General features: G+C 70.7%; 26 protein-coding genes and 1 pseudogene. 21 read left to right on the forward strand and 6 right to left on the reverse strand.

The features are described 5' to 3' along the window. Positions 1–75: 75 nt before the first annotated feature. The 10 genes from ACZ6SD_RS09860 (at position 76) to ACZ6SD_RS09905 (ending at position 7,293) form a co-directional block, all read left to right on the forward strand. Complete coding sequence (locus ACZ6SD_RS09860; RefSeq protein ID WP_465316525.1) at positions 76–417, forward strand: (2Fe-2S) ferredoxin domain-containing protein; 342 nt, start codon at positions 76–78, stop codon at positions 415–417. A gap of 16 nt (positions 418–433) precedes the next feature. Beyond that, positions 434–1,330 (forward strand): GTPase Era, encoded by an 897-nt coding sequence (era, locus tag ACZ6SD_RS09865; RefSeq protein ID WP_465316586.1) that lies wholly within the window; start codon positions 434–436, stop codon positions 1,328–1,330. A gap of 1 nt (position 1,331) precedes the next feature. Beyond that, positions 1,332–1,778 carry an RDD family protein gene (locus tag ACZ6SD_RS09870; RefSeq protein ID WP_465316526.1) on the forward strand — a complete coding sequence of 149 codons (447 nt, stop codon included), beginning with the start codon at positions 1,332–1,334 and terminating at the stop codon, positions 1,776–1,778. Between the two features lie 2 nt (positions 1,779–1,780). After that, on the forward strand, positions 1,781–2,197 hold the full coding sequence (locus tag ACZ6SD_RS09875; RefSeq protein ID WP_465316527.1) for a DUF2752 domain-containing protein: 417 nt from the start codon (positions 1,781–1,783) through the stop codon (positions 2,195–2,197). A gap of 92 nt (positions 2,198–2,289) precedes the next feature. After that, complete coding sequence (locus tag ACZ6SD_RS09880) at positions 2,290–2,727, forward strand: CD225/dispanin family protein (protein ID WP_465316528.1); 438 nt, start codon at positions 2,290–2,292, stop codon at positions 2,725–2,727. A 19-nt stretch (positions 2,728–2,746) separates the two neighbouring features. Then, a complete protein-coding gene (recO, locus tag ACZ6SD_RS09885) occupies positions 2,747–3,520 on the forward strand; it encodes a DNA repair protein RecO (RefSeq protein WP_465316529.1) in 774 nt (257 codons plus the stop codon). A gap of 460 nt (positions 3,521–3,980) precedes the next feature. Next, positions 3,981–4,826, forward strand: coding sequence for an isoprenyl transferase (locus tag ACZ6SD_RS09890; protein WP_465316530.1), 846 nt, complete (start codon positions 3,981–3,983; stop codon positions 4,824–4,826). Beyond that, the gene (locus ACZ6SD_RS09895; RefSeq protein WP_465316531.1) at positions 4,823–5,269 is read left to right on the forward strand and encodes a hypothetical protein; all 447 of its coding nucleotides are present in this window, start codon (positions 4,823–4,825) and stop codon (positions 5,267–5,269) included. Before ACZ6SD_RS09890 ends, ACZ6SD_RS09895 begins: the two co-directional genes overlap by 4 nt. A 69-nt stretch (positions 5,270–5,338) precedes the next feature. Then, the gene (locus ACZ6SD_RS09900) at positions 5,339–6,406 is read left to right on the forward strand and encodes a permease (RefSeq protein WP_465316532.1); all 1,068 of its coding nucleotides are present in this window, start codon (positions 5,339–5,341) and stop codon (positions 6,404–6,406) included. After that, entirely contained in the window at positions 6,403–7,293 is an 891-nt protein-coding gene (locus ACZ6SD_RS09905) for a TIGR03943 family putative permease subunit (protein WP_465316533.1), read from the forward strand. Before ACZ6SD_RS09900 ends, ACZ6SD_RS09905 begins: the two co-directional genes overlap by 4 nt. Before the next feature lie 290 nt (positions 7,294–7,583). On the opposite strand, the gene ACZ6SD_RS09910 is transcribed toward ACZ6SD_RS09905, so the two are convergent. The 3 genes from ACZ6SD_RS09910 to ACZ6SD_RS09920 form a co-directional block, all read right to left on the reverse strand. Further along, positions 7,584–7,991 carry a Fur family transcriptional regulator gene (locus ACZ6SD_RS09910; RefSeq protein ID WP_091457209.1) on the reverse strand — a complete coding sequence of 136 codons (408 nt, stop codon included), beginning with the start codon at positions 7,989–7,991 and terminating at the stop codon, positions 7,584–7,586. A gap of 2 nt (positions 7,992–7,993) precedes the next feature. Continuing rightward, complete coding sequence (locus ACZ6SD_RS09915; RefSeq protein ID WP_228772014.1) at positions 7,994–8,308, reverse strand: ArsR/SmtB family transcription factor; 315 nt, start codon at positions 8,306–8,308, stop codon at positions 7,994–7,996. Between the two features lie 190 nt (positions 8,309–8,498). Beyond that, entirely contained in the window at positions 8,499–8,771 is a 273-nt protein-coding gene (locus ACZ6SD_RS09920; RefSeq protein WP_465316534.1) for a hypothetical protein, read from the reverse strand. Positions 8,772–8,840: 69 nt separating this feature from the next. Between ACZ6SD_RS09920 and ACZ6SD_RS09925 the strand changes: the two genes are divergently transcribed. Continuing rightward, on the forward strand, positions 8,841–9,215 hold the full coding sequence (locus ACZ6SD_RS09925) for an antibiotic biosynthesis monooxygenase family protein (RefSeq protein WP_465316535.1): 375 nt from the start codon (positions 8,841–8,843) through the stop codon (positions 9,213–9,215). Between the two features lie 919 nt (positions 9,216–10,134). Further along, on the forward strand, positions 10,135–11,520 hold the full coding sequence (locus ACZ6SD_RS09930) for a glycine--tRNA ligase (RefSeq protein WP_465316536.1): 1,386 nt from the start codon (positions 10,135–10,137) through the stop codon (positions 11,518–11,520). A 200-nt stretch (positions 11,521–11,720) separates the two neighbouring features. Here the strand turns inward: ACZ6SD_RS09930 and ACZ6SD_RS09935 are convergent, their stop codons facing one another. Next, positions 11,721–12,665: a hypothetical protein gene (locus tag ACZ6SD_RS09935; protein WP_465316537.1), complete on the reverse strand. Its 945-nt coding sequence runs from the start codon at positions 12,663–12,665 to the stop codon at positions 11,721–11,723. A 159-nt stretch (positions 12,666–12,824) separates the two neighbouring features. On the opposite strand from ACZ6SD_RS09935, the gene ACZ6SD_RS09940 reads away from it, so the two are divergent. From ACZ6SD_RS09940 to ACZ6SD_RS09965, 6 genes and pseudogenes are all read left to right on the forward strand, one after another. Then, positions 12,825–13,481, forward strand: coding sequence for a YdcF family protein (locus ACZ6SD_RS09940; protein ID WP_465316538.1), 657 nt, complete (start codon positions 12,825–12,827; stop codon positions 13,479–13,481). 18 nt (positions 13,482–13,499) lie between these two features. Next, on the forward strand, positions 13,500–14,789 hold the full coding sequence (locus tag ACZ6SD_RS09945; protein WP_465316539.1) for a deoxyguanosinetriphosphate triphosphohydrolase: 1,290 nt from the start codon (positions 13,500–13,502) through the stop codon (positions 14,787–14,789). A gap of 53 nt (positions 14,790–14,842) precedes the next feature. Next, entirely contained in the window at positions 14,843–15,928 is a 1,086-nt protein-coding gene (locus tag ACZ6SD_RS09950) for a serpin family protein (RefSeq protein ID WP_465316540.1), read from the forward strand. Between the two features lie 84 nt (positions 15,929–16,012). Beyond that, positions 16,013–16,579 (forward strand): carboxymuconolactone decarboxylase family protein, encoded by a 567-nt coding sequence (locus tag ACZ6SD_RS09955; RefSeq protein ID WP_465316541.1) that lies wholly within the window; start codon positions 16,013–16,015, stop codon positions 16,577–16,579. 1,432 nt (positions 16,580–18,011) lie between these two features. After that, positions 18,012–19,033: pseudogene (locus ACZ6SD_RS09960) on the forward strand (dienelactone hydrolase family protein). 12 nt (positions 19,034–19,045) lie between these two features. Further along, positions 19,046–19,684 (forward strand): class F sortase, encoded by a 639-nt coding sequence (locus ACZ6SD_RS09965; RefSeq protein WP_465316542.1) that lies wholly within the window; start codon positions 19,046–19,048, stop codon positions 19,682–19,684. A 76-nt stretch (positions 19,685–19,760) separates the two neighbouring features. Here the strand turns inward: ACZ6SD_RS09965 and ACZ6SD_RS09970 are convergent, their stop codons facing one another. Further along, positions 19,761–20,990 carry a tetratricopeptide repeat protein gene (locus tag ACZ6SD_RS09970; RefSeq protein WP_465316543.1) on the reverse strand — a complete coding sequence of 410 codons (1,230 nt, stop codon included), beginning with the start codon at positions 20,988–20,990 and terminating at the stop codon, positions 19,761–19,763. 93 nt (positions 20,991–21,083) lie between these two features. Here ACZ6SD_RS09970 and ACZ6SD_RS09975 point away from each other — a divergent pair, with 93 nt between their 5' ends. Next, on the forward strand, positions 21,084–22,319 hold the full coding sequence (locus ACZ6SD_RS09975) for an ATP-binding protein (RefSeq protein ID WP_465316544.1): 1,236 nt from the start codon (positions 21,084–21,086) through the stop codon (positions 22,317–22,319). A gap of 11 nt (positions 22,320–22,330) precedes the next feature. Here the strand turns inward: ACZ6SD_RS09975 and ACZ6SD_RS09980 are convergent, their stop codons facing one another. Further along, the gene (locus ACZ6SD_RS09980; RefSeq protein ID WP_465316545.1) at positions 22,331–23,251 is read right to left on the reverse strand and encodes a sigma-70 family RNA polymerase sigma factor; all 921 of its coding nucleotides are present in this window, start codon (positions 23,249–23,251) and stop codon (positions 22,331–22,333) included. 120 nt (positions 23,252–23,371) lie between these two features. Here ACZ6SD_RS09980 and dnaG point away from each other — a divergent pair, with 120 nt between their 5' ends. After that, on the forward strand, positions 23,372–25,279 hold the full coding sequence (gene dnaG, locus ACZ6SD_RS09985) for a DNA primase (RefSeq protein ID WP_465316546.1): 1,908 nt from the start codon (positions 23,372–23,374) through the stop codon (positions 25,277–25,279). Further along, positions 25,276–25,809, forward strand: a complete 534-nt coding sequence (locus ACZ6SD_RS09990) for a hypothetical protein (RefSeq protein WP_465316547.1) — start codon at positions 25,276–25,278, stop codon at positions 25,807–25,809. Before dnaG ends, ACZ6SD_RS09990 begins: the two co-directional genes overlap by 4 nt. Positions 25,810–25,841: the final 32 nt, after the last annotated feature.

The raw sequence follows: 25,841 nt of genomic DNA on the forward strand, positions 1-25,841 counted from the left end.
GGTGAGCGAGCTTGCGAGTGAATCATTGACGCAGTGCGTGGGCGCGCGGGGCCACCGAACAAGTGAGGTGGTCCGGTGAGCGTCCGGGTCACCGTGTGCCGCGACTGCTGCTGCGGCACCGTGAAGAAGCACCCCGAGGTCGACCACGGCTACCAGCTCGCCCGCATCAAGGATGTCGCCGCCCGGCACGGCGCCGTCGTCCGGGTCGCCGAGTGCCTCGACACCTGCGCGACGTCCAACGTCGTCGTGGTACAGGCCAAGGGCGGGAAACCGGTGTGGCTGGGCTTCGTGCTCACCGACGCGGCCGTCGACGACCTCGACACCTGGCTCGCCGAGGGCGGCCCCGGGGTGGCGCCGCTGCCCGCGACGCTGGAGCTGCACCGCATCACCCCGCCCGGGGCGCGGAAGGCACAATGAGTCGGTGACCAGCACCATCGAGGGCCATCGCTCCGGCTTCGCCTGTTTCGTCGGCAGGCCCAACGCCGGGAAATCCACGCTCACCAACGCCCTCGTCGGCAGCAAGGTCGCGATCACCTCCAGCAAGCCGCAGACCACCCGGCACGCCATCCGCGGCATCGTGCACCGCGAGGACGCGCAGCTCATCATCATCGACACCCCCGGCCTGCACCGGCCGCGCACGCTGCTGGGCCAGCGGCTCAACGACATCGTCCGGGACACCTGGTCGGAGGTCGACGTCGTCGGCTTCTGCGTGCCCGCCGACCAGAAGGTCGGGCCGGGCGACCGGTTCATCGCCGCCGAACTGGCCAAGGTCGCCAAACGCACCCCGGTCATCGGCGTCGTCACCAAGACCGACCTGGTCTCGCCTGACCAGGTGGGCGAGCAGCTCCTGGCGCTACAGGAGGTCATGGAGTTCGCCGAGTTGGTGCCGGTGTCCGCGGTCGACGGCTTCCAGGTGGCCACCCTCGCCGACCTGCTCGTCGCCCGGCTGCCCGAAGGCCCGCAGCTCTACCCCGGCGGCGAGCTGACCGACGAGCCGGAAGCCACCCTGGTCGCCGAGCTGATCCGCGAGGCGGCGCTGGAGGGCGTGCGCGACGAGCTGCCGCACTCGATCGCGGTCACCATCGAGGAGATGGCCCCCCGCGAGGGCCGCGACGACATGATCGACGTGCACGCGCTGCTCTACGTCGAGCGGGCCAGCCAGAAGGGCATCGTGCTCGGCCACCGCGGCGAGCGGCTCAAGCACGTCGGCAGCACCGCCCGCAAGCACATCGAGGCGCTGCTGGGCTCCCGGGTGTACCTCGACCTGCACGTCAAGGTCGCCAAGGACTGGCAGCGCGACCCCAAGCAGCTGCGCCGACTGGGTTTCTGACGTGGAGCACCGCCCGGACATCGAGCGCGTCACGGTCGGCGCGCGCGGCGTCGTCCCGCTGGCCACCCTCGGCGCCCGGGTCGGCGCGCGGCTGATCGACACCACCGTGGTCGGCGTGCCCGCCGTGCTGGCGGTCTTGGCGCTGCTGCCGGGGCTGACCGACCCGGTGCTGCGCGCGGTCGCGTTCGTGGTCGCGGTGTCGCTGGTCGGGTTCGTCTACGACACCACGCTGGTCGGGGCGCGCGGCACCACCCCGGGCAAGAAGATCCTCGGCGTGGAGATCGCCCACGACGCCACTGGCGACCCGCCCGGCTGGAAGCGGGCGGCGGCGCGCGCGGCGGTGCTGTGGGTGTTTCCGTTGATCTGTTTCCTGACCGCGGCCTACGACGAGCGCCGCCAGCGCGGCCTGCATGACTGGGCCGCGGGCACGGTCGTCATCCTCGGGTAGCCGTGCACGTTCCCCGCCGGTCTCTGCCCGCCGCCCTCGGCCCGCCGCTGGTCCTCGTCGGCGTCGCCGCCGCGGGCTGTGTGGCCGTGGCCCTGGCCGATCCGACTACCCCGGGCGGCTGGCTCCCGGAGTGCCCGACGAAGGCGCTCACCGGGATCTGCTGCCCCGGCTGCGGCGGGTTCCGGATGGTCTACAGCCTGCTGCACGGCCGTCTGCTCGACGCGCTGCACTACAACGCGGTGTCCCTGGTCTTCCTGGTCCTGTTCGCGTGGAGCACGGCGGCCTGGGCGGTCGGCCGGGTGCGGGCCAGGCACGTGCGCAGCTGGCTGCACTGGCGGTGGGCGCCGCACGCGGCGGTCACCGTGCTGGCGCTGTGGTTCGTGGCCAGGAACCTGCCCTTCATGGGGCTGTACGTGTGAGCACGACCGCGCTTGCCGACATCCCCGGCAAGTCTGTCGGCGGCACCCGTTACGCTCTCGCGCACTGAGTCGGTGTTCGAGGGGGACCAAACGTGACCAATCCCTATGGCCAGCCGCAGCCCTACGGCCAGCAGCCGCCGCAGGGCCAGCCGCCTTACGGCCAGCCGTACGGCCAGCAGCCGCAGCCCTACGGTCCGCCCGCGCCGTACGGTCAGCAGCCGCCGTATGGCCAGCCCGCCCCCTACGGCCAGCCTGGCTACGGGTACGGCCAGCCCGGTTACCCCGACATCAACGCCATCCCCGACTACAAGGGCTGGGCGATCGCGACGATCTTCTTCGCCCTGATCTTCGGCATCCTCGCGATCATGAAGTCGAACGAGGTCGCCCAGTACAAGATGCAGGGCAACTACCAGATGGCCGAGTCGGCGTCGAACACGACGAGGACGTTCTGCCTGATCGGCACGATCCTCGGCGGCCTGGGCTGCGTGACCGGCCTGATCTTCCTGATCGTGAGCCTGGCGGCGCTCTAGCGCGTGCGAGAATGACCCGGTGAGCCTGTACCGCGACACGGGGGTCGTGCTGCGCGTGCAGAAGCTCGGCGAGGCCGACCGCATCATCACGCTGATCACCCAGAAGCACGGCAAGGTCCGCGCGGTGGCCAAGGGTGTCCGCCGCACCACGTCGCGGCTGGGCGCCCGGGTCGAGCCGTTCGCCCATGTGGACGTGCAGTTCTACACCGGCCGCACCCTGGACGTGATCACCCAGGTGCACACCCTCGACGCCTTCGGCGCGGGCTTGGTCCACGACTACCAGCGCTACACGGCGGCCTGCGCCGTCCTCGAAACCGCCGACCGCATGTCAGCCGAAGAGGGCGAGCCTGTCCTGCGCCTCTACCTGCTGGTCGCGGGCGCCCTCCGCGCCCTCGCCGACGGCCACCGCGACGCGTCCCTGGTCCTGGACGCGTTCCTGCTCCGCGCCATGGCCTTCGCGGGCTGGTCCCCCGCCATCACCGAATGCGCCCGCTGCGGCGACCCCGGCCCCCACCGAGCCTTCAGCGTCCCAGCGGGCGGGTCGGTGTGCCCCCGCTGCAAGCCTCCCGGCTCCGCCAGCCCCGCCCACGAGTCCCTGACCTTGATGAACGCCCTAGCCACCGGCGGCTGGGACACAGCGGAACAAGCCACCGACGCCACCCGCCGCGAGACCAGCGGCCTGGTTGCCGCCCTGCTCCAATGGCACCTTGAACGCCAACTACGCTCCCTCCCCCTAGTCGAACGCCGCCCCTTCGACCCCCACCCGCCCACCCCGCTCCCAGACCCCGACTGATCCACCGGCACCGGTCCCGCCCCTCGGCCAGCGCCCAATCCCACCCCGGACGCCCACTGGCGAGTGCTTCCCAAATCGCGCGAGGGGCCTGCCCCGGCGCTGCCACTGTGACGGCCTGCCCGGTGCCGTCGCCGTGACAGGCCTGCCCGGGTGCTGCTGCCGCGAGAGGCCTGCCCGGTGATGTCACTGCGCACAACGCAAGCGCCCCTCGCGCGCGGGTGACATGCCCCCACCCTTCCCGGGGGGCTGCCCCGCTCCAGTCTATCGGGTGTCAGACCTGGTGGAAGGGGTGCGCGAAATCTGTGGATGAATCGGGGGCATGTGGATAACTGGCGTCGCCGGATGAGCGGGTCCGGGATGATGGAGTGCCGGAAAGGGGTAGGCCACGGTGCCGCGCGGGTTGGGCCGGGCGGGTCAGTAGGGTCGGCGTGCCAAGTCCCGGGATGCGAAGGAGTGTGTGGTGCTGCGACGGCGGCGGATCAGCAGGCGTGAGGCGGGGCGGCCGATCGCGCCCCCGGATCCGCATCCTTCCGGCGCGCGTCCGCCCGCGATTCCAGCCGAGTTCGTGCCCAAGCACGTGGCGATCGTGATGGACGGCAACGGCCGCTGGGCCAACCAGCGCGGACTCACCCGGATCGAGGGGCACAAGCGCGGCGAGGCCCAGGTCGTCGAGGCGGCGCGCGGCTGTATCGAGATCGGGGTCAAGTGGCTCTCGCTTTACGCCTTCTCCACCGAGAACTGGCGGCGCAGCCCCGAGGAGGTCCGGTTCCTCATGGGCTTCTCGCGCGACGTCATCCGCGACCGCACCGACGAGCTGGACGAGATGGGCGTCCGGGTCCGCTGGGCCGGGCGCAGGCCGCGGCTGTGGCAGAGCGTCATCAAGGAGCTTGAGGTCGCCGAGGAGCGCACCAAGCACAACGACGTGCTCAACCTCGCCATGTGCGTCAACTACGGCGGGCGGGCGGAGATCGGCGACGCCGCCCGCGAGATCGCCCGGCTCGCGGCAGCCGGGAAGATCAACCCCGAGAAGGTGGACGAGCGCACGCTCGGGCGGCACATGTACCAGCCCGACATGCCCGACGTGGACCTGTTCATCCGGCCGTCCGGCGAACAGCGCACCTCGAACTTCATGCTCTGGCAGTCCGCGTACGCGGAGCTGGTTTTCCAGGACATCCTGTGGCCCGACTTCGACCGGCTTCACCTGTGGAGCGCTGTCGAGACCTACGCCCGGCGCGACCGCCGCTTCGGCGCGGCGGCCGACTCGGCCGAAGTCGCCGCGCGGCTCACCCAGGGAGGACCCGTATGACCACGGAGGCGGCGAACACCGCGAGCCTGCTCGGCAAGGCCCGCGAAGCCCTTGAGCACTACCACGACGTCAACGTCGACGACGACGGCGCGCTCACTTTCCGGCACGCCGACGTCCCGTGCGCGGTGCAGGCCATGCAGCTCGCCGAAGGGCTGACGGTGCTCAGCCTGACCTGCGTCGTCGCCTGGGACCTGCCCGACGACCCGGCGCTGGCGGTGTCGGCGTCCGAGCGCGCGGGCCAGGGCCTGTTCGGCACGCTCGGCGTGGTCCACACCGATCGGGGGATGGACGTGACCCTGCGCTACGCCTTCCCTGCCGACGGGCTCACCGCGCCCGCGCTCGGCACCCTGCTCATGCTGGTGGTGTCCACGGCTTCCCAGTTGCGCGGCGAGCTCTTGGGAACGGCCAGTGGGCGAAGTGCCGCCAGTGGCCCACACAAGTGATGCGTTGGCCGGCATCATTCGGCAGGTGACCCTCTTGCACCGCTGGACCCCGACGGGCGGCAGGCGCTCATGAGCGAACAGCCGCGGAGTTCTCCCGAGCCCGGCGACCCCCAGGGCGGGCCGGTGGCGGTCGCGGACCGGCAGGCCGCGGCCCCGGCCGAGCCGAAGCGGCGGATCACCTCCCTGGAGGTGCTCTGCGTCCTGCTGATCGCGGCCCTGGTGGGGCAGAGCTGGCTGGCGTCCTGGCTCGACGTCCCGGCCATCCAGACCGGCTCGACCATCTTCGTCGCCGTCTGCGTGCAGGCGCTGCCGTTCCTGGTGCTGGGCGTGCTCATCAGCGGGGCGATCGCGGCGTTCGTGCCCGCGTCGGCGCTGAACCGGCTGCTGCCCAAGCGCCAGTCGATCGCCGTCCCGGTGGCCGGGGTCTCGGGCGTGGCCCTGCCGACCTGCGAGTGCGCGGCCGTCCCGGTGGCCCGCAGGCTGATGCAGCAGGGGGTGCCCACCTCGGTCGCCTTGGCGTTCCTGCTCGCAGCGCCAGCGGTGAACCCGATCGTGCTGGTCGCGACGAACGTCGCCTTCCCGAACAACCCGGGCATGGTGCTGGCCCGCCTGGTCGGCTCGCTGGCCACCGCGATCGTCATGGGCTGGCTGTGGGCCCGCTTCGGCAAGGCCGAGTGGATCATCGAGCGCGCCCTGCGCCGCATGCCCGACCTCGACGGGCGCTCCCGCTGGCGCATGTTCTTCGAGACCTCCCGCGCCGACCTGGTCGACGCGGGCGGGTTCCTGGTCATCGGCGGTCTCACCGCGGCGGTCCTAAACGTCGTCATCCCTCGCGAGTGGGTCGACACCCTGGGCGAGGAAATCGTCTTCGGTGTCATCGTGATGGCGGCCCTCGCCGTCCTGCTGGCCCTGTGCAGCGAGGCGGACGCGTTCGTGGCGGCGTCCATCTCGGGCATGCCGCTGCTGCCCAAGCTCGTGTTCCTGGTGGTCGGCCCGGCGATCGACGTCAAGCTGTTCGCCCTGCAGGCGGGCACCTTCGGCAAGTCCTTCGCGGTCCGCTTCGGCCCGGCCACGTTCGTCGTGGCCACGGTCTGCGCGGTCCTCTCGGGCGTCGTCTTCCTCGGAGGTGTCGGATGAGGCGGGAAACCCAGAACATCCTGCTGGTCTTGGTGGGCGGCGCGCTGCTGAAGATCTCGTTCACCGGCACGTACCTGCTCTACGTCAAGCCCGCCCACCAGTACTGGCTGATCGCCGGTGGCCTGATCATGGTCCTGCTGGCCGCGGTGTCCATCGGCCGCGACCTCCTGGCCGCCCGCCACACCGACACAGGCGCCGTTGCCACCGACAGCGCCCACGCCGCGCACACCGCCCCGGCAGGCACGGCCACCGCCGCCACCATCGCGGACGGCGCCTCCGGTGTCACCGCGAGCGCTCAGGACGGCGGGGAGCACTCCAGCGCCCCGCAGGCCGCGGGGAGTCTGACAAGCGCCCCGGACGCCCACGGCGACCACAACCACTCGGCGCGCAGCGCGTGGCTGCTGCTCCTGCCGGTGCTGGCGATCTTCCTCATCGCCCCGCCCGCCCTGGGCTCCGACTCGGTGATGCGCGGCGACAATCGCGCCGCGGCCAGCCGCTCCTCGGGCACCGACGGCTCAGCCCTGTTCCCCGCGATTCCCCAGGGCGACGTCGTCTCGCTCCCGATGAGCGACTTCGCCGCCCGCGCCGCCTGGGACTCCGGCGGCTCTCTCAACGGCCGCACCGTGCGCCTGACCGGCTTCATCGTCGTCCAGGGCGAGGACACTTTCCTGGCCCGCCTCAGCATCGCCTGCTGCGCCGCCGACGCGTTCCCGGTGAAGGTGAAGCTGGACGGCCCAGCCGCATCGGGCTTGACCAATGACACCTGGGTCGAGGTCACCGGCCAGGTCCAGCCCGGCTCGGCCACCAAGGAAACCGACTACGTCCCCACGTTGTCCGTCGAGGACGTCGCCAGGATCACCCAGCCGGAAAACCCCTACGAGCAATAACCAGGCCACTGGCAAGCCCCGCCCCACGACGAACGGCATACCGACCGAGGCCGCGGTAGCGGCCTTCTTGACAGCCCTTGGGCCGCCGATACGCGCGGTGACTCGGCGCGTATCGGCGGCTCGTCTAGGTTGCGCCCGACCACGGTCACCGGTGCCCATCGAAGCCTGGTCAGACGCCCCGCAGTGCGCGCTGAAGCCGGTGCCGACCGGGCTTGCTGGAACCCGACGGTGTCCGGCCGCGCGGGGCCGCTAGCCGACTGTCGGTCCGAGGTGGCCGTCAGCGATCGTGGTCAGGCGCAGCGCTCGCAGGTTCCGAAGATTTCCACGGTGTGGCTGATCTGGGAGAACCCGTTCTCCGCCGCCACGCGGTCCGCCCAGCGCTCCACCGCCGGGCCCTCCACCTCCACCGTGTGGCCGCAGGAGCGGCACACCAGGTGGTGATGGTGGTGGCTGGAGCACCGCCGGTAGATGGCCTCGCCGGAGTCGGTGCGCAAGACGTCGATCTCGCCCGCGTCTGCTAACGATTGCAGCGTTCGGTAGACCGTGGTCAGCCCGATGCCTTCGCCGCGCTTGCGCAGTTCCTCGTGCAGTTCCTGGGCGGAGCGGAAGTCGTCGAGCTGGTCCAGCAGTTGTGCGACGGCCGTGCGCTGGCGCGTGGAGCGCCTGCCGGGCACGGTCGCCGAGGATCGGTCAGTCATCGTCACCGGGCGTCGCCTTCCTCCACGTGCGCTACAGCGTCCACCACGATATGTGAGAGATGCTCGTCCACGAGCCGGTACACGACCTCGCGGCCGTGGCGCTCCCCATAGACGACGCCCGCGGACTTGAGCACCCGCAGGTGCTGGCTGATGAGCGGCTGGGCGACGTTGAGCGCCTCCACCAACTCGTGCACGCACCGGTCGGCTTCGCGCAGCTCAAGCACGATGGCGATCCGCACGGGCGCGGCAAGTGCCCGCAGCAGGTCGCCCGCGGCGGTCAGGGTCACGGCGGGCCGTCGGTGGACCGGCTCGACCACCGGCCGGTCAGGCGAGTGCTCGTGCTGCTCGGCGGCTGCCCGCAGCTCGTGCGACGCGGCTTCCGAGGTCACGATCGACGTCGTCCTCTCCTCGCTGACCGGCGGCGGAGTCGCCTGCCCGGATGATGGTTACCGTGTTCATATTAGGCGCTTCCGCAGTTCACGGCGGGCAGCGAGGTGCGCGCCGTGGTCACAGCACGGAGACGATGACCGCGACGAGCACGCCGAGCACCAGCACCCGCCCGAGCCGGTGCGCGGGTGACAGCACCCGCCACGTGGCCGCGAGCAGCGCCAGCACCCCCGCCGCGAGCACCCCGAGCAGTCCCGCGCCGACCGGGCCGCGAATCAGCACCCCCGCCGTGAACACCGCGATGACCAGGGCGAAAGCCACCACCGGCGGCACCCGGGCCAACGGCCCGTCCCCCGCGAGCAGCGGCGCCTTCAACGACCGTGTTCGCCGCACAGTGCCTCCCAGGGCGGTTGGGCTACGGTGCTGCATCTTCGCACTGCCGTCCAGGAAAGGCGCCCGCGCGTGCTGCTGATCGCCAGGTTCACCGTCGCCGAGCCCGAGCCGTTCACCACCCGCGCGCAGCATGCCCTGGAGCTGCTGCTGGCCCAGCCCGGCTGCGTGCGGGGGTTGCTGGCCCGGTCCACCGAGTCGGCGACCAGTTGGGTGCTGACCGTGGAGTTCGCTTCCGTGTCCGCCTACCGCAAATCGCTGTCTCCTTTCGACGTCCGTACTCATGTCATCCCGCTCCTCGCCGAAGCGGACACCACCGAACCCGCCGCGTACGAGGTGGTGGTCGAGGCCGCTCCCGGCGCCACCCGCAGGCACACCAGCCTCCTCGCCGCCGACGCGGACACCGTCAACCTCGGCGAGGCAGGCGGCCCCACCACAGCCCGGTGACACCAGGGCAACCCACCCGCCGACAACGCCGAACGCCCCCCGCCACCGAACCGCAAGCTGGTCGACACGGCCACGGGCAACGAGCTCACCGCCTCTACGGCAAGCGCCAGCCCGCCGTCCCCCAGGCCCCCCGACCCCTGAGAGCCCGCACTCCCTGAGGGCCTGCGGGCCCCCTGAGAGCCCGCGCCCCCGAAGCCCTCCGACACCCGAGAGCCCCCGAGACCCGAGAGCGTGCAGACACCCGAGAGCGTGCACACAACCCGAGAGCGCGCAGGCGCCCGAGCGCGCGGATGCCTGAGAGCGCGCGGACGCCGAGCCCGTCAGCACCCGGGCACATCGGCACCCAGAGCCTCGCCGGGTGCCGAGGACCCGCCGAGTGCTGAGAACCTGCCGACCATCCGAGGGCGCGTTGACACCCGAGCCCCGCTGCCTGCCCGTCAGACCCCTACCTGCCTGCGTAAGCCCTCTGCCCGCGTAAGCCCTCTGCCTGCGTCAGCCCGCTGACTGCCCATCAGCCCGCTGCCCGCCTGTCAGCCTGGCGACTGCCGGGCAGTTGGCGGCTCCCGGACAGCCCGGCAGCTCCCCGAGAACCTCGCAGCGCACTTGGAGGGCGACTTCCACAGCCCTGCCCATAGCCCTGCCGGGAGCCGCCGACGTCCGGAATGCCCCGCTGGCACCCCTGACGACAGCTCGGGCCGCCTTTCGCGCGCACGCTTGAGCAAGCTGGCGCGCACCCGGCCAGCAGGTCGCCCTGGCTCCCACTCGCTCACGCCCAGGCCCGTTGCCCCTTCCCGTTCCGGACGGCGCCGCGGCCGTCGTCCGGAACGGGTCGAGCGCGCCAGCCCCTGGCGGGCCCGCGGGCGTTGCGGACTACCCTTGTTTGTCTCGCCGACCTTGAGTTCGCCCGCATGGAGGGTCAGTGCCAGCCGACCGGATCGACACCGTCGTCAGTCTCTGCAAGCGCCGTGGGTTCGTCTACCCGTGCGGAGAGATCTACGGCGGCACGAGGTCGGCCTGGGACTACGGCCCCCTCGGCGTGGAACTCAAGGACAACATCAAGCGCGCGTGGTGGAAGGCGATGGTGCAGGGTCGCGACGACGTCGTCGGCCTCGACTCGTCGGTGATCCTGCCGCGCCAGGTGTGGGCCGCCTCCGGACACGTCACCGCTTTCCACGATCCTCTTGTCGAATGCACCTCCTGTCACAAGCGTTTTCGCGCGGACCAGCTGGCCGAGGAGTACGCCGCCCGGACCGGCAAAGACGTCGCCGAGAACGACGTCTCCGACGTGCCGTGTCCGAACTGCGGCACCCGCGGCCAGTACACCGAGCCGCGCGAGTTCAACATGATGCTCAAGACCCACCTCGGGCCAGTCGAGACCGAGGACGGCATGCACTACCTGCGCCCCGAGACCGCGCAGGGGATCTTCGTGAACTTCCTGAACGTGCAGACCACCTCCCGTCGCAAGCCGCCCTTCGGCATCGGCCAGATCGGCAAGTCGTTCCGCAACGAGATCACTCCGGGCAACTTCATCTTCCGCACGCGCGAGTTCGAGCAGATGGAGATGGAGTTCTTCGTCGAGCCGGGCACCGACGACGAGTGGCACCAGTACTGGATCGATGAGCGCATGCGCTGGTACACCGATCTGGGGATCGCCAAGGACAACCTCCGTGTCTATGAGCACCCGCAGGAGAAGCTGTCGCACTACTCCAAGCGGACTGTGGACATCGAATACCGCTTCCAGTTCGGCGGTCAGGAATGGGGCGAGTTGGAGGGCATCGCCAACCGCACCGACTTCGACCTGACCACCCATTCCAACCATTCCGGCGTGGACCTGTCCTACTTCGACCAGGCCACCAATTCCCGATACCGGCCGTTCGTCATCGAGCCCGCCGCCGGGGTCGGCCGCCCGATGATGGCGTTCCTGCTCGACGCCTACGTCGAGGACGAGGCGCCGAACGCCAAGGGCGGCGTCGACAAGCGGATCGTGCTGCGGCTCGATCGCAGGCTCGCGCCGGTCAAGGTCGCCGTGCTCCCGCTCTCGCGCAACGCGGACCTCTCACCCAAGGCCCGCGACGTCGCCGCCGCGTTGCGCAAGCACTGGAATGTCGACTTCGACGACGCGGGCGCCATCGGCCGCCGCTACCGCAGGCAGGACGAGATCGGCACCCCGTTCTGCGTGACCATCGACTTCGACTCGCTCAACGACCACGCGGTCACGGTGCGCGAACGCGACACCATGTCCCAGGAGCGAATCTCGATCGATCGCCTGGAGTCGTACCTCGCCGGGCAGCTTGTCGGCTGCTGAGTTCAGGGCATTCGAGTTCAGGACATCGTCACCTCCCGATTTGGGTTGGTAGCGGGCTAGCCGCGTCTGGTCCACTCGGTTGTCCGCGTGGGTCGGGGGACGTGGGCCAGCTCGTGCGGTTCACGCCGGCCAGTTCCGTGGTCTGGACGGCTGTGTAAGGCACGACACAGCGTGAGTCTCCTGCCATCGGATCTCCACGATCAGGACACGATCACCTCCGGTCTCGGCCGGGCGGACGCCAAGCGGTAGGCGCCGCGTAGCTCATCCACCACGGCCGCTGTGTCGTCGCGGACTCGCAGGGGTTCGGTGTGGACCGCGACGATCCCGGCCGCGGTCAGGCGCGCCGCGCGGGTCGACGCGAGCAGACCGGTGCGCGGCGACCACGGCCGGTGGATGTCCGCGTCCCAAGCCAGTCCCACGTTGTCCCACCACGCGTCCACCACGGCCAAGTGCACGTCGTGGACAGTGCTCAGCCGCGCTGTCCATGTCGGCTGGGGGAGACCGGCCCGGTCGACCAGCTCCGCGGCGATCCGGGCGCCCGCCGACCGGACTTTCCGGTCGATCTCGGTGAGCACGCGCCGCAACAGTGTCGTTCCGGCGCTGGGCCCGCGGGCCAGCTCCTCGTGGAGCGAGCTCAACGGCACGCCGCCGCGCTGCACCGCTTCCATGACCAGGACCCGGATCTCGCCCGCGGACGGGGTGCGCCTGCACGCGTCCACTGTGGCCCTGGCCAGCGGGGCGGTGGGAAAGCCCCTGCGGTACAACGGGTCTGGCATCCGGATCGTCCGCTCGACGGTGACGGAGCCGTCCGCGCGCCCGGGAACGTGCTCCGGCACGACGAGGTGGATCGCGCCGAAGGGCGTGACCGGCATCCCGTTGAGCCACATGGCTTCCCGCCCGGTCACCACCGCCTCCGGGCTGGTGACGCGCAGCGCGGCCTTCAGCCGCTGGGCGCGGGTAGGAGGGGCGTCGGTGAGCAGGACGACGTCGGATTGCAACCGCTGCCATGGCCCGTGGGGCAGGCACCGGTTGCGGATGCTGCGGCCGGACAGCCCCAGCGAGACGAGTTCGGAGGCCCGGGCCACGCCGTGCGGGAAGACGCCGGGCAGATGATCGAGATCGAGGAGTGCGCGGTTTGAGTTCATGGCTTCGAGGTAACCGGGTTCGGCTCTCGAATGACAGGGGTCCTTGTGATCTGTGGATAAGTTCGGGGCATTGTGGATAACTCGGGCGTTTCGGCGGAGTGGCGCTCGTCTCTGGCGTATCCTGCCCGCGCCGCACCACGCGACGCCGATTCTGGAAGGATGCGAATCGTGCCTCCCAACCCCCACCCTGTTCGCCGTTTCCTGCGCCGGTTGCTCCTCGGCTTCGTGCTGATGGGCCTGCTGGTCGTCGGCGGAACCAGCTTTCGGGTGTGGCAGGTGGCTAGAATCGATGACCGTGATCGCGCCGACGTCGTCGTCGTCCTCGGCGCCGCCCAGTACGCGGGCAAGCCCTCCAAGGTCCTTGAGGCCCGGTTGCGGCAGGCCAAGGCGCTCTACGACGAGGGCGTGGCCGAATACGTGGTCACCGGCGGCGGGCGGCGCGTGGGCGACAAGTTCACCGAGGCGGAGGCTGGCCGCGCCTGGCTGGTGGACCGGGGCATCCCGGAAGACAAGGTCATCGAGGTCGGCGAGGGCAACGACACACTGGGCACCCTGCGGGCGGTCGCGGTCGAGGTGAAGAAACGCGGCTGGGAGTCGGCGGTGATCGTCAGCGACCCGTGGCACTCGCTGCGCGCCCGCACGATGGCCAAGGACGCGGGCCTGGACGCGTGGACCTCGCCGACGCACACCGGCCCGATCGTGCGAACCCGTGAGACGCAGGCTCGGTACATCTTGCGGGAGACAGCCGCCCTCTTGTACTACCGGTCGACCAACGCCTCCGCTGACCGGATCGCGATAGACGGGGAAGTCGGCTGAGGCACGTAGTCTCCCTCTGTGAGTTCCGGTTACACCGAGCATGACGCCGAGCGCTTCTTCGCCGAGTCCCCCAAGGGCTCGACGCTGCCCGGGGCGTGGCCCGCTGTCCGCAGCCCGTTCAGCCGTGACCGCGCGCGGGTCCTGCACTCCGCGGCCCTGCGGAGGTTGGCCGGTAAGACGCAGGTAGTGGGTCCCAACGAGGGCTCGGAAGTGCACGGGATCCCGCGTACCCGGCTGACTCACTCCCTGGAGGTAGCCCAGATCAGTCGGGGGATCGCCGAGGAACTGGGCTGCGATCCCGACATCGTCGACACCGCTGGGCTCGCCCACGACATCGGCCACCCGCCCTTCGGGCACAACGGCGAACGAGCACTGGACCTAGCGGCGCAGGGGTGCGGCGGGTTCGAGGGCAACGCCCAGACTCTGCGCATCCTGACTCGGCTTGAGCCGAAGGTGCTCGGCGAGGACGGCGCCGAGCACGGCCTGAACCTGGCCCGCGCTTCGCTCGACGCCGCCACCAAATACCCGTGGCCACGGCGCGCCGGAATGGTGAAGTTCGGTGTCTACGAGGATGACTTGCCCGTCTTCACCTGGATACGCGAAGGCGCGCCGGAGGACATCCGCTGCATAGAGGCGCAGATAATGGACTGGGCGGACGACGTGGCCTACTCGGTGCACGACGTCGAAGACGGCGTCCGGGCAGGCCGGATTTCTCTCGCCGCGCTGGCGGACCCCGCCGAACGCGCCGTCGTCGCCGAGTTGGCGGCCAAGCACTTCTCGGCAGAGCCGGTGTCGTGCCTGGAAGAGGCCGCCATCGGGCTGCTCGCCCTGCCGGTCGTCGCCGATCTTGTCGCCCGTGAGTACGACGGCACGCTCGGCGCGCAGGTCGCGCTCAAGCGGTTGACCAGCGAACTAGTGGGCCGATTCGCCTCCGCCGCGGTTACTGGGACTAGGCGAGCTCACGGCGACCGGCCGCTGACCAGATACGTGGCGGACCTGGTGGTGCCCGGGCGGGTCGCGGCCGAGGTGGCGCTGCTCAAGGCGACCGCCGTCCACTATGTCCTGAGCGACCCGGACCGCCGGATTCTCCAAGCGGGGCAGCGTGAACTCCTCGAACGGCTCGTCGCGGTGTTGGCGGACCGGGCGCCCGACGCCCTTGAACCCGCGTTCCAACCAGCCTGGCACTCGGCGGACGACGACGCGGGGCGGCTGCGAGTGGTGGTCGACCAGGTCGCCTCGCTCACGGACGCGCAGGCCGTGGTGTGGCACGCGGTGCTTGTGGATAACTTCCGAGCCACCCCCGGCTGAGCCGGCACACTCAAGGCACGGTCACCACCGAGTCGGAGTCGTCGGGAGTCGCTGTGTCGCACCTGGATTTCATCCTCGCCCTGCATCGCGCGGTCGCACCTTACCCGCGTGAGCAGGTGTGCTGGTCGCCGTTTTCCGTGGCCAGCGCACTCGGTCTGCTGGCCCACGGCGCTCACGGGGACAGCCAGGCCGAACTCGTCGCCCTGCTCGGCGAGTTGGACGAGGTGACCGAGGCGCTCGCCGGGGCGGCCCGGCTGTCCGAGCCCCGACCGGGTGAGGACCAGCCGCTGATCGCGGTGTCCAACACGCTCTGGGCCGACGAGACGATCACGATCGAGCGAACCTTCACCGACCAACTGTCGCGATGGTCGAGTGGCGCGGTGCGCAACGCGCCGTTCCGGACCGAGCCGGAGAAGGCCCGCGACACGATCAACGCCGACGTCTCGGAGACCACCCGCGGCCTGATCCCGGAGTTGCTGCCTGCGGGCACGATCAGGTCGGACACCGTGTCGTCGTTGGTCAACGCGCTCTACCTCAAGTGTGGCTGGCGCACTGTGTTCGACTCGGACGCGACGCGGCCTCTGCCCTTCCATAGTGCTGCGGGTTCTGTCGACGTGCCCACGATGACGCTGAACGAGAGCGTGGGCTACGCGGCGGTGGACGGCTGGCAGGTTGTCGGACTGCCCGCGGTCGGCGGCGTCGAAGCCGTTGTCCTGCTTCCGGATGGCGACTTGGCCGAGGTCGAGCCGGGTCTGACCGGGGACTCCTTGGGCGCGTTGCTCGACGCGCCGAGCACGAGGCAGGTTCTGCTGCGTCTGCCGAAACTTGAGGTGTCCACTCAGGCCGAGCTGACGAGGCCGCTGCTCGAACTGGGCGTGCGAACGGTGTTCTCGTCGAACGCCGACCTCACGGGTATCAGCCCCGACCCGCTGGCTGTGCAGGCCGTGCTGCACGAGTCGGTGCTCAAGGTCGACGAACAGGGTTTCGAGGGCGCGGCGGCCACCGCCGTCATGATGCGCCTGATGTCCCTGCCCGCCGAACCGGTCGAGGTGACCGTGGACCGGCCGTTCCTGTTCGTGGTCCGACACGTGGGGACGGGGGTGGTGTATTTCGTGGCCCGTGTCACCGATCCGTCCTGAGCCGAGCTGTCACACCCGGGCGGGACGCCTCGTCCTCCTCGTGAACTGCCCTGATCCGGGGCACGCCACAGCGAGGAGAACGCCATGTCCCGTATCGCCGGTGTGAGCGTCCGGGAAGCCGGACCGCTGCTGCGCGCGATGTACTGGTTCGCCAAGCGCCGCTTCGGCGCGGTGCCCGAGCCGTTCACCGTGCTGGCGCATCACCGCAAGCTCATGATGGCCGCCGCCAAGCACGAACTCGGCGCCGAACGCGCGTCCCGGGTCCTTCCGGCCAATATCCGAGAGTTGGCCGTGTACCGGGTCGCGCAGCAGTTGGGCTGCTCGTGGTGCGTCGACTTCGGCACCATGCTGCAGCGCCTCGACGGACTGGACATCGAGCGGCTCAAGCACATTGATGACTACGCCACATCCGACGCCTACAGCGCCGACGAGCGACTCGCCATCGCCTACGCCGACGCGATGACCGCCAACCCGGTCGCCGTGACCGACGAGCAGGTCGCCGAACTGACGGCGGCCTTCGGGAAGAAGGGACTGATCGAGCTGACCTACCAGATAGCGCTGGAGAACCAGCGCGCCAGGATGAACAGCGCACTGGGCATCACCGAACAGGGCTTCACCTCGGGCGACGCCTGCCGGGTTCCCACGCCCTGACGCTCCGCTGGCGGTTACTGGCGTCCGCGTCCTGACAGTCGCGGGTGGCGTTGTGGCGGCGGTGGAACCAGGGGGCCGCTGGTGCACGGGAGCGCTGCCGCTGATACAGGCCAAGGCTAAGGCTGACCTGCCTGCCTGCTGGGTGAGGTGGTGGCAGAAGCCAGGGGCGGTAGCGAAGGCGCTCGCAGGCACACGCCCAGCGCTGTGGGCGTTCGCCTGGCTGCGCTCGGCCGAGCGGCGCGCGCCGGAGGCGTTCAACCCGTGGACGGTGCACCAGTTCAGCGGGATGCACAAGTGGCTGCCGACCGAGGCACCGCCGAGTCCTCCCAGACTGCCTGCCCGATTGGGCGGGCGACGGGGCCGCTGGGCGTGGCGTGGCCGTAGGTGGGCTGTTGCGCTGTGCCAGCGTGATCCTGTGCCGGGGTGCCGGGGTGCCGGGGTGCCGGGGTGCCGGGGTGCCGGGGTGCCGGGGTGCCGGGGTGCCGGGGTGCCGGGGTGCCGGGGTGTCTGACGCCGGATGCGGGTGCCCCGGGTGCGGGGGTCGGTGGTGCTCGGGTGCCGGGTGTCGGGGGTGATCGGATGCGGGATGCTGCTGCCTGGTTGCCTGACGCCCCTCGTCTGCGGGTGCCCGGGCGCGGGATGCCTGGTGCCTCAGTGCTGGTTTACCGGGTGCTTGGGTGCCTGGTGCCTCAGTGTTGGTTTACCGGGTGCTTTGGGTGCCTGATGTGGCGTGCCAGGTGCCGGAGCGCCAGAAGCCTGGGGGCGCCTCGTGCCTGACGCTAGGTGCCAGGTGCTTGAGGTGCCTGGGTGGTGGGTGCCCGGGTGGTGGGTGGCGTCCGGTGCCTGGGCGCGGAGTTCTGGTGCGTTGGCGCGACGTGTCTAGGGCCGTGCGCATTGTGCGGGTAGCGGGTTCGGTGAGTAGCGCCGGATCCTGGATGCCGAATGTCGGTGACTGGGCGCCAGAGGCCAGGTCACACGGAATCGTGGAAACCACACAGTTGTGGCTTTGATCAACTTGCTGGCTATCGGGAAGAGTCGGCCCGGGCGGAATGATCATCTCGCCTCCGTCCACGTTGGACTGAGATTTGGACCACATTCGTCCTGATTCCAGCGGTTCGGGGCGGCTTGCCTGTCTGAACGCCCACCGAGGATAGTCTTAAGTGGAGTCCAAGCCGTCGAGACTGGATGTCGACTGGCTGAAAATCTACTGACAGTGGTTTACCTGCAATCAACTCTCGGCGCGATCTACCCGATGAGTTGATAAACCCCTCTTTGTGGGGTGTGCGCGTTGCCCGTAGTGCGTACTACTTCATACTATGCGAGCCTTCCTGCGGTATTCAGCCAAAAGTGGAGTTCCTTCGTGAAAGTAAACCCAGTGCGTGACTGCGTGCTCGCGGCGACAGTGGCCGCGTCGATCGGTCTGGTCAGCCCCGTGGCGGCGTCGGCGCAGCAGGATTGCCCTCCGCCGCCGTGTTCGCAGACCACCCTGCGTGGGCCCAATCCGACTGAGGCGAGCATCGGCACCGAGGCCGGGCCGTTTCGGACGGCGGTGACCGACGTGCCCAAAGGCTCGGTCAACGGCATGGGCGGGGCTACTATTTTCGCCCCGACCGGGACCGGTGACTGCAAGTACGGCGCGGTGATTGTGCAGTCCGGCCGAAGCCTTGACCGTGACCGGCTCGCGTGGCTGGGGTCGCGGGTCGCGTCGCAGGGTTTCGTCGTGCTCACCATGGACGCGAACAGCGAGCACGAATTGCCCGCCGTGCGTGCCCAGTTGTTCACCCCGGCCATCAATTACCTGACGAAATCCAGTCCGGTCAAGAGCATCGTGGACAGCGCCGGTTGGCCGTGTCGGGCTGGTCCTTCGGCGGTGGCGCCGCTCTGGACTACTCCACGCGGAACCGCGACCTGAAGGCGTCGATTCCCCTGACTCCGTGGGAGCTTCCGACTTCGCGGTACAGCACTGTGCAGGCGCCGACACTGATCTTCGGCGCCGAGAGCGACGACCAGGCGCCGCCGAACACCATGCCCTACCCGTTCTACAAGAGCCTGCCCGCCAACCGCCCGAAGGCGTACCTGGAACTCAAGGGCGCCGAGCACGACGTGGTCGCCACCCCGAACCCCGACGCGGCGGCGAAAACCACCGTCGCCAAGACCTACATCTCCTGGCTGAAGCGGTTTGTGGACTCCGACGGCCGCTACGACCAGTTCCTCTGGCCGCGGGCCGACACCGAGGGCAAGATCGCGCGGTACGAGTTCGTCAAGCGGACGGCCCCGCCCGCGCCGCCGAACCAGTGCCCCACCCCGTCGACCACGTCCACGCGCCCCCCGGCGCCGACATCGACGCCCGCGCCCGGTCCGCGTCCGACTCCGCCCGCGGTCGGCGGCGGCCAGGTGGGCATCGTGCCGGTCGGCGCTCCGGAGACCGGCGCCGCGGGCCTCGCCCAGCGCTGAGCGGGTGACATCGTGACGGCGCCCAGCACAGCACCGCGGCCGCGACGGACGCCTGCCCTGCCGCTGGTCCTGCTCGTGTTGCTCGCGTTGGTCGGGTGCGGGTCGGACGACGTGGGCTCGGACAATGGCACCGGCCCGCGGCACACCGGTTCTCCCGCGAGCGGCGCGGCCCATCCGACCCCGGCGCCCGCGCCGCTGGCCCGATCGGACCCGGCCTGGATCGACGTTCCCAGCATCGGGGCGAACTCGTCGCTCGTGCCCACCGGAATCAACGCGGACCGGACGATCGAGGTCGTGCCGGTGACCCAGCCGATGCAGGCGAGTTGGTACAAGTTCAGCCCGACGCCCGGCGAGGTCGGCCCGTCGATCATCCTCGGGCATGTCGACGGCAACCAGCAGAAGGGCGTCTTCTGGCGCCTGCACGAGGTCAAGCCGGGCGCCGAGGTGCGCATCGGCCGCCAGGACGGCTCGGTCGTGGTGTTCGCCGTCGACCGGGTGAAGCAGGTGCCGAAGAAGCAGTTCCCGACCGAAGAGGTGTATGGGAACACCGCCACCCCACAGGTGCGGCTGATCACCTGCGGCGGCGAGTACGACGAGGCCGCGCGCAGCTACCGTGACAACTGGATCGTCTACGGCACCCTCAAAGGGTGACAGCCCGTCGCCCGCGAACTCGTGTGACCGAGTTCGCGGGCGATGTGCTGTCCACTATGGATCGTCAGTGCGGCGGTCACTTGGCCAGGGCGGTGAACCAGGTGGCGGCGATGGCGCTGACGAGCACCAGCGTCGCGGCGATCGCGGCGCCCGGCGCGTCCACGAGGACGGCCGCCACCCCGAGGGCGGCCAGCACCCCCGCGGCGACGGCCGCCATCAGCACCACCTTGCGCGGGCCTGGGCGGACGGTGTGGGCGAGGCCGGTGGCCAACGCCCAGAAGGCGAGGCCGATGGCGAGGGTGAGCAGCCCGTCCAGGCCACTGACCTTGCCCGCCACCGCGGCGGCGACGGCTGCGGCGGCGAGGGCGACGAACCCGTAGGTCGCGACGCGGGCTGGGGCGCTGACCAGGTGTCGGTCGCGGCTCAGGAGCAGGACGCAGTTCATGATCGGTTCGAGTGCCCAGCTCAGCGCGACCAGGCCGATCACCACGCCGAGCAGGACCGCGGCCCAGGTCTGCCCCTCGTAGGGCTGAAGCACGCGGCTGAGCAGGAACGGGGTGATCAGCACCGCGACGCGCAGGCCGTTGGGCAACGCGCTGATCCACCCCTGGAACCGCAGGAGGAGACCGTAGAGCGGGTTGCGGCTCTTGAGGGCCAGGGCCAGACCCTCGCGCGCGCCTTCGTCGGTGGGGTCCAGCCGCAGGGCGGTGCGCTGGGACCTGACCGCGGACTTGCCGCCGCCCCGGCGCAGGGCGAGCAGGCCCTGGATGCGGTGGGCGTCGGCGTTCTCCGGGTCCAGCCGCAGGGCCTCGGCCACCGCGGCGTCGGCCTTGTCGAACTGTCCGGTCGCGTGGAAAGCGGCCGCTTGGAGGGTCGCGCCCGCGGAGTCCTCGGGGTCGAGGGCGCGTGCCTTCGCCACGCTGGCCAGAGCTTCTTCGGGGCGGTCATCGGCCAGCAGGACGGACGCCTCTTGCAGGTGCAGGCCCGGGATGTGCGGGGCGAGCGCGAGGCCGCGGCGGAGCACGGCGAGCGCGTCGGAGTGCAGGTTGAGCCTGGACAGCGATCCAGCGTGGACGGCGTGCGCGACGACGCTTTCCGGGGCGTCGGACAGGGCGGCGCGGCTCACGTCGTGGGCCTCGTCGTATTTCTCCTGTCTCAGCAGTGCCTGCGCGAGCATGACCCGCGCTGAGACGTCTTCGGGTCGGGCGGCGAGCGCCGTCCGCAGCTGCGTCTCGGCCTCCCGCGCCCGGCCGAGTTCCAGCAGCGCTTGGCCGCGCCGCAGCGCGGCGTCAGTGACGTCTTCCATTGCACACCCCAGTGGCGGATCGCGGGCACTTTGCGGCACACGGTAAAGAAGTCGTCGGTCACCGTCGACGTCGGGCCGAGTACCGTGCGGCGGGTGACGCATGATCCGGTGATCGAGGCCCTGCTCGGCGTGCTCGCGTCCGACGCGGACAACCATCCGGTGCGGGTTCACCTCGCCACTTTGTTGCTCGACGCGGACCGTCCCGCCGACGCTCTCGCCCAGGCGACAGTCGTGCTTACCGCCCAACCGGATAACGTCGAGGCGTTGCGTATCGCAGCCTCGGCCGCAGAAGCGGTCGGCGACGACGCCAAGGCGACCGCGTACGGCCGACTCGCCGCGGCGCTCGCCCCGCCCCCGTCCCCCGCGGCCCCGGTCGCGGCCGTCCCGGACACCGCGGACGAGATCCTCGAACGGTGGACCGCCAGCGAGCCGGTGGTCGAGTCCGGCGGCGGCACGCTCGGCGCGGCCGGGATCACGCTGGCCGACGTCGGCGGCCTCGCCGAGGTGAAGAAGCGGCTGGAGCTGTCGTTCCTCAAGCCGCTGCGCAACCCGGAACTGCGGCTGCGGTTCGGCAAGTCCCTGCGCGGCGGGCTGCTGCTGTGGGGCCCGCCCGGCTGTGGAAAGACGCTCGTCGCCCGCGCTCTGGCGGGTGAGTTGGGGGCGAGCTTCTACGAAATCGGCCTCGGCGACGTGCTCGACATGTGGGTCGGCAGCAGTGAGCGCAACCTGCGCGCGATCTTCGACACCGCCCGCCGCAACCGGCCGTGCCTGCTGTTCTTCGATGAGATCGACGCCCTCGGCCAGAAGCGGTCCCAGCTGCGCGGCGGCGGGGGCGCCCTGCGCGGTGTGGTGAACCAGATCCTCGCCGAACTAGACGGCGCCAGCACTGACAACGACGGCGTGTTCGTCCTGGCCGCCAGCAATCACCCCTGGGACATCGACTCCGCGCTGCTGCGGCCCGGCCGCTTCGACCGGACCGTGCTGGTGCTGCCGCCGGACCTCGCCGCGCGTGAGGCGATCCTGCGTTTCCACCTGCGCGGTCGCCCCACGGACCGGGTCGACCTGGCGAAAATCGCCAAGATCACCTCGGGCAGGTCCGGCGCCGACCTGGCGCTGATCTGCGAGCAGGCGACCGAAGTGGCCATGGACGCCTCGCTGACCTCCGGGCGGATCGAGCCGATCACCCAGCGCCACCTGACCGACGCCGCCCGCGCCGTGCGGCCGAGCGTCGGCGAGTGGCTGGAGATCGCGCGCAACTACGCCCTCTACAGCAATGACACGGGCGCCTACGACGAACTCGCCGCCTACCTGAAGAAACGGCGTGACTGACCCACAGCGGGTTACGGCCTGACCCGGGTGAGCTTGTCCGGGTTGACCACGTCGTAGATCGCGGCGATCTTGCCGTCGCGGACCGCGAACGTGGTGACCCGGCGGTTCAGGGCGCGGCGGGGGTCGTCGGCGGGGATGTCGGGCAGGAGTATGCCCAGGTCGCCGTTGACCAGGACCAGGTCGCCCGCGGTGGCCGCGCCCGCGCCGTAGCGGCGCAGGAGGCCGAGCAGGAAGCGGCCGATCTTGTCCGGGCCGAGGACGAGGTGGCGCGCGGTGCGGGCCTTGCCGTCGCTGTCGCCGACCAGGACAGCGTCGGGGTGCAGGAGGGTGACGACCTGGGCCAAGTCGCCGGAGGCCAGGGCGGTGAGGAACCGCTCGATCAGCGCGCGCTGCTCGGCCAGGGCGACGCGCGGGGGCGGGTCCGCGTGGGCGACGGCGCGGCGGGCGCGGGAGGCGTGCTGGCGGGCGGCGGCGTCGGAGCAGCCGAGGGTGGCGGCGATGTCGCCGAACGGGACGCCGAACGCGTCGTGGAGCACGAACGCGACGCGCTGCTCCGGGGTGAGCCGGTCCAGGACGACCAGCGCGGCCATGCGCACCCCGTCGTCGCGGACCACCGCGTCCACCGGGTCCTGGCTCGGCGGCGCGCCGAACGGGGTGACCACCGGCTCCGGCAGCCACTGGCCGACATACCGTTCGCGGCGGGCGGTGGCCGAGCGTAAACGGTCCAGGCAGAGGCGGCCGACGACAGTGGTGAGCCAGGCGCGCAGGTCGCGGATCTCCGCCCGCGTCTGTTCGTCCACACCGGACAGTCGCAGCCAGGATTCCTGGACGGCGTCCTCCGCGTCGGACAGCGTGCCGGTCAGCCGGTAGGCGACACCGAGCAGGTGGGACCGGTGCTCGGTGAACCGCCGGGCCAGGTCGCTGTCGCTCACCCGTTCATCGTAATGGTGACCGGACGCGCGGGAACTCGAACGCTCCGGATGCTCAGGTCCCCTGAACGTCGTAGCGACCTGAGCGCTGTGGTCCGGCGCGCGCGCCTAGACTCGGGGACCGTGGCAGGACGCATCCGGGAGAGCGACATAGCGCTGGTTCGCGAGCGCAGCCGGATCGATGAGGTCGTGGGGGAGTACGTCCAACTGCGCCGGGCCGGTGGCGGCGCGCTCAAGGGGCTGTGCCCCTTCCACGACGAGAAGACCCCGTCGTTCAACGTGCGCTCGACCCACGGCACTTTCCACTGCTTCGGCTGCGGCGAGGGCGGCGACGTCATCGCCTTCGTCATGAAGATCGACCACCTGTCGTTTGTCGAGGCCGTGGAACGGCTCGCCGAGCGGGTCGGGCTCCAGCTGACCTTCGAGGGCGGCGGCACCAGCGTCCAGCGGGACCGGGGGACGCGGTCCCGGCTGGTCGACGCGCACAAGGCGGCGGCGGAGTTCTACGCCGAGCAGCTGCGCGGGCCGGACGCGATCAAGGCGCGGGAGTTCCTGGCCGAGCGCGGGTTCGATGAGGCGGCGGCCGCCGCGTTCGGCTGCGGCTACGCGCCAGGGGGCTGGGACAAGCTCACCAAGCACCTGCTCGGCCGCGGCTTCGAGGTGACCGAGCTGATCAAGGGCGGCCTGGTCAAGGAGGGCCGCCAGGGGCCGATCGACAGGTTCCACCGCAGGCTGCTGTGGCCGATCAAGGACATCGGCGGCGAGGTCGTCGGGTTCGGCGCCCGCAGGCTCTACGACGACGACCAGATCCAGGCGAAGTACCTCAACACCAGCGAAAGCCCCATCTACAAGAAGTCGCAGGTGCTGTTCGGCCTCGACATGGCCAAGCGGGAAATCGCCAAGCGGCACCAGGTCGTGGTCGTGGAGGGGTACACCGACGTCATGGCCATGCACGCCGCGGGCGTCCTCACCGCCGTCGCCTCCTGTGGGACCGCGTTCGGCGCCGAGCACATCAAGGTGCTGCGCAGGCTGCTGATGGACGACGACGCCTTCCGCGGCGAGGTGATCTTCACCTTCGACGGCGACGAGGCGGGCCAGAAGGCCGCCCGCAAGGCGTTCGAGGAGGGCGAGCAGGAGTTCGCCGCGCAGACCTTCATCGCCATCGCCCCCGACGGCATGGACCCGTGCGAGCTGCGGCAGGAGAAGGGCGACGTCGCGGTGCGCGACCTCGTGGCGCGCAGGCGGCCGCTGTTCGCCTTCGCTATCCGCGCCGAACTCGCCACGCACGACCTGGACACCGCGGAGGGCAGGGTCGAGGCGCTGCGCCGCACCGTTCCGATGGTCGCGCGGATCAAAGACCACGCGCTGCGCGATGAGTACGCCCGCCAGCTCGCCGGGTGGGTCGGCTGGGAGGACACGGCCACGGTCGTGCGGCGGGTCCGGGAGAGCGCGGGCGGCGCGGTCGCCACGACGCGCCGGACCCGGCAGGCGGACCCGAACCAGGGCGCGCTGGCCGTCGACGTCGAGGGCCCCGCGCGGCCGGACCCGCGCAACCCGCGGCTGCACGCCCAGCGCGAGGTGCTGAAGCTGGCGTTGCAGGAGCCCGCCCTCGCGGGCCCGATGTACGACTCGCTGCCTGTCGAGGTCTTCACCGATCCGGCTTACGCCGCGCTGCACCGGGCCATCCTGGACTCTGGCGGCGCGGCTTCCGGGCTCGCCGGAGCCGAGCTGCTTGAGGTCGTGACCAAGAACTGCGCCGCGCCGACTGTGCGCAAACTGGTAAGCGAACTCGGGGTCGAGCCGATGCCGCTGCCGAACAAGAACGCCGCCGCCGAGCGTTACGCCTCGGCGATCCTCGCCGCCCTGCAGCGGGAGCTGGTTGCCCGGCAGATCGCCGAGATCAAGTCGCGGTTGCAGCGGGTGTCCCCGGTCGAGCAGCCCGACGAGGCGCGGGCGCTGTGGGGCGACCTGGTGGCGATGGAGGAGTGGTACAAGGCGCTGGGCGAGCAGGCCGCCGGGAGCATGAAATGACCGGTTTCCTGAGCAGGATCCTGGGCGGGCTGCCGAAGGGGTTCACCGGGCGGCTCGCGGCCGACGAGGCGGTGGCCACCTCCGCGCCGGTGCGCGACGGCGGGCATCTCGTGGCCACGTCGCTGGGCCTGTGGGTGCCCGACGACGACGGGCCCCGGCGGATCGGGTGGCACCTGGTGTCGAAGGCGACCTGGGGCAGCGGGGCGTTCGTGATCGTCGAGGCCGACGAGGTCGAGCGGGTGGGCGAGGCCGTCCTGCTGGCCGACCGGCCGCCGCGGCGGTTCGTCGTGGCGGCGCCGGGGAAGCTGCCGCAGGCCGTGTACCGGCGCGTCGAAGGCTCGATCCGCTCCCGGCACCACCGTGAGCTGCCCGGCGGCGGGGCGTGGTTCGTGCAGCGCAAGGTGCCTGGTCACGACGGCACGGTGCTGCAAGTCCGGCCGGACCCGGACACCGATCCCGACGTCGTGCGGACGATCGCGGCCGAGGTCGCCGCGAAGATGGGTCAGGTGAACGGGCTCGCGGACTCCTGAGCCACCGACTACAGTAAAAAGTACGTACGTAC

The sequence above is a fragment of the Actinokineospora sp. NPDC051303 genome, assembly GCF_055586285.1.

What these genes read in the sequence shown, in the direction of transcription:
- ACZ6SD_RS09955 (WP_465316541.1), top strand. Translation starts at nt 16,013, where the DNA reads ATGTCCCGTATCGCCGGTGTGAGCGTCCGGGAAGCCGGACCGCTGCTG.
- ACZ6SD_RS09895 (WP_465316531.1), top strand. Translation starts at nt 4,823, where the DNA reads ATGACCACGGAGGCGGCGAACACCGCGAGCCTGCTCGGCAAGGCCCGC.
- ACZ6SD_RS09905 (WP_465316533.1), top strand. Translation starts at nt 6,403, where the DNA reads ATGAGGCGGGAAACCCAGAACATCCTGCTGGTCTTGGTGGGCGGCGCG.
- ACZ6SD_RS09900 (WP_465316532.1), top strand. Translation starts at nt 5,339, where the DNA reads ATGAGCGAACAGCCGCGGAGTTCTCCCGAGCCCGGCGACCCCCAGGGC.
- ACZ6SD_RS09935 (WP_465316537.1), bottom strand. Translation starts at nt 12,665, where the DNA reads ATGAACTCAAACCGCGCACTCCTCGATCTCGATCATCTGCCCGGCGTC.
- ACZ6SD_RS09970 (WP_465316543.1), bottom strand. Translation starts at nt 20,990, where the DNA reads ATGGAAGACGTCACTGACGCCGCGCTGCGGCGCGGCCAAGCGCTGCTG.
- ACZ6SD_RS09940 (WP_465316538.1), top strand. Translation starts at nt 12,825, where the DNA reads ATGCGAATCGTGCCTCCCAACCCCCACCCTGTTCGCCGTTTCCTGCGC.
- ACZ6SD_RS09990 (WP_465316547.1), top strand. Translation starts at nt 25,276, where the DNA reads ATGACCGGTTTCCTGAGCAGGATCCTGGGCGGGCTGCCGAAGGGGTTC.
- ACZ6SD_RS09910 (WP_091457209.1), bottom strand. Translation starts at nt 7,991, where the DNA reads ATGACTGACCGATCCTCGGCGACCGTGCCCGGCAGGCGCTCCACGCGC.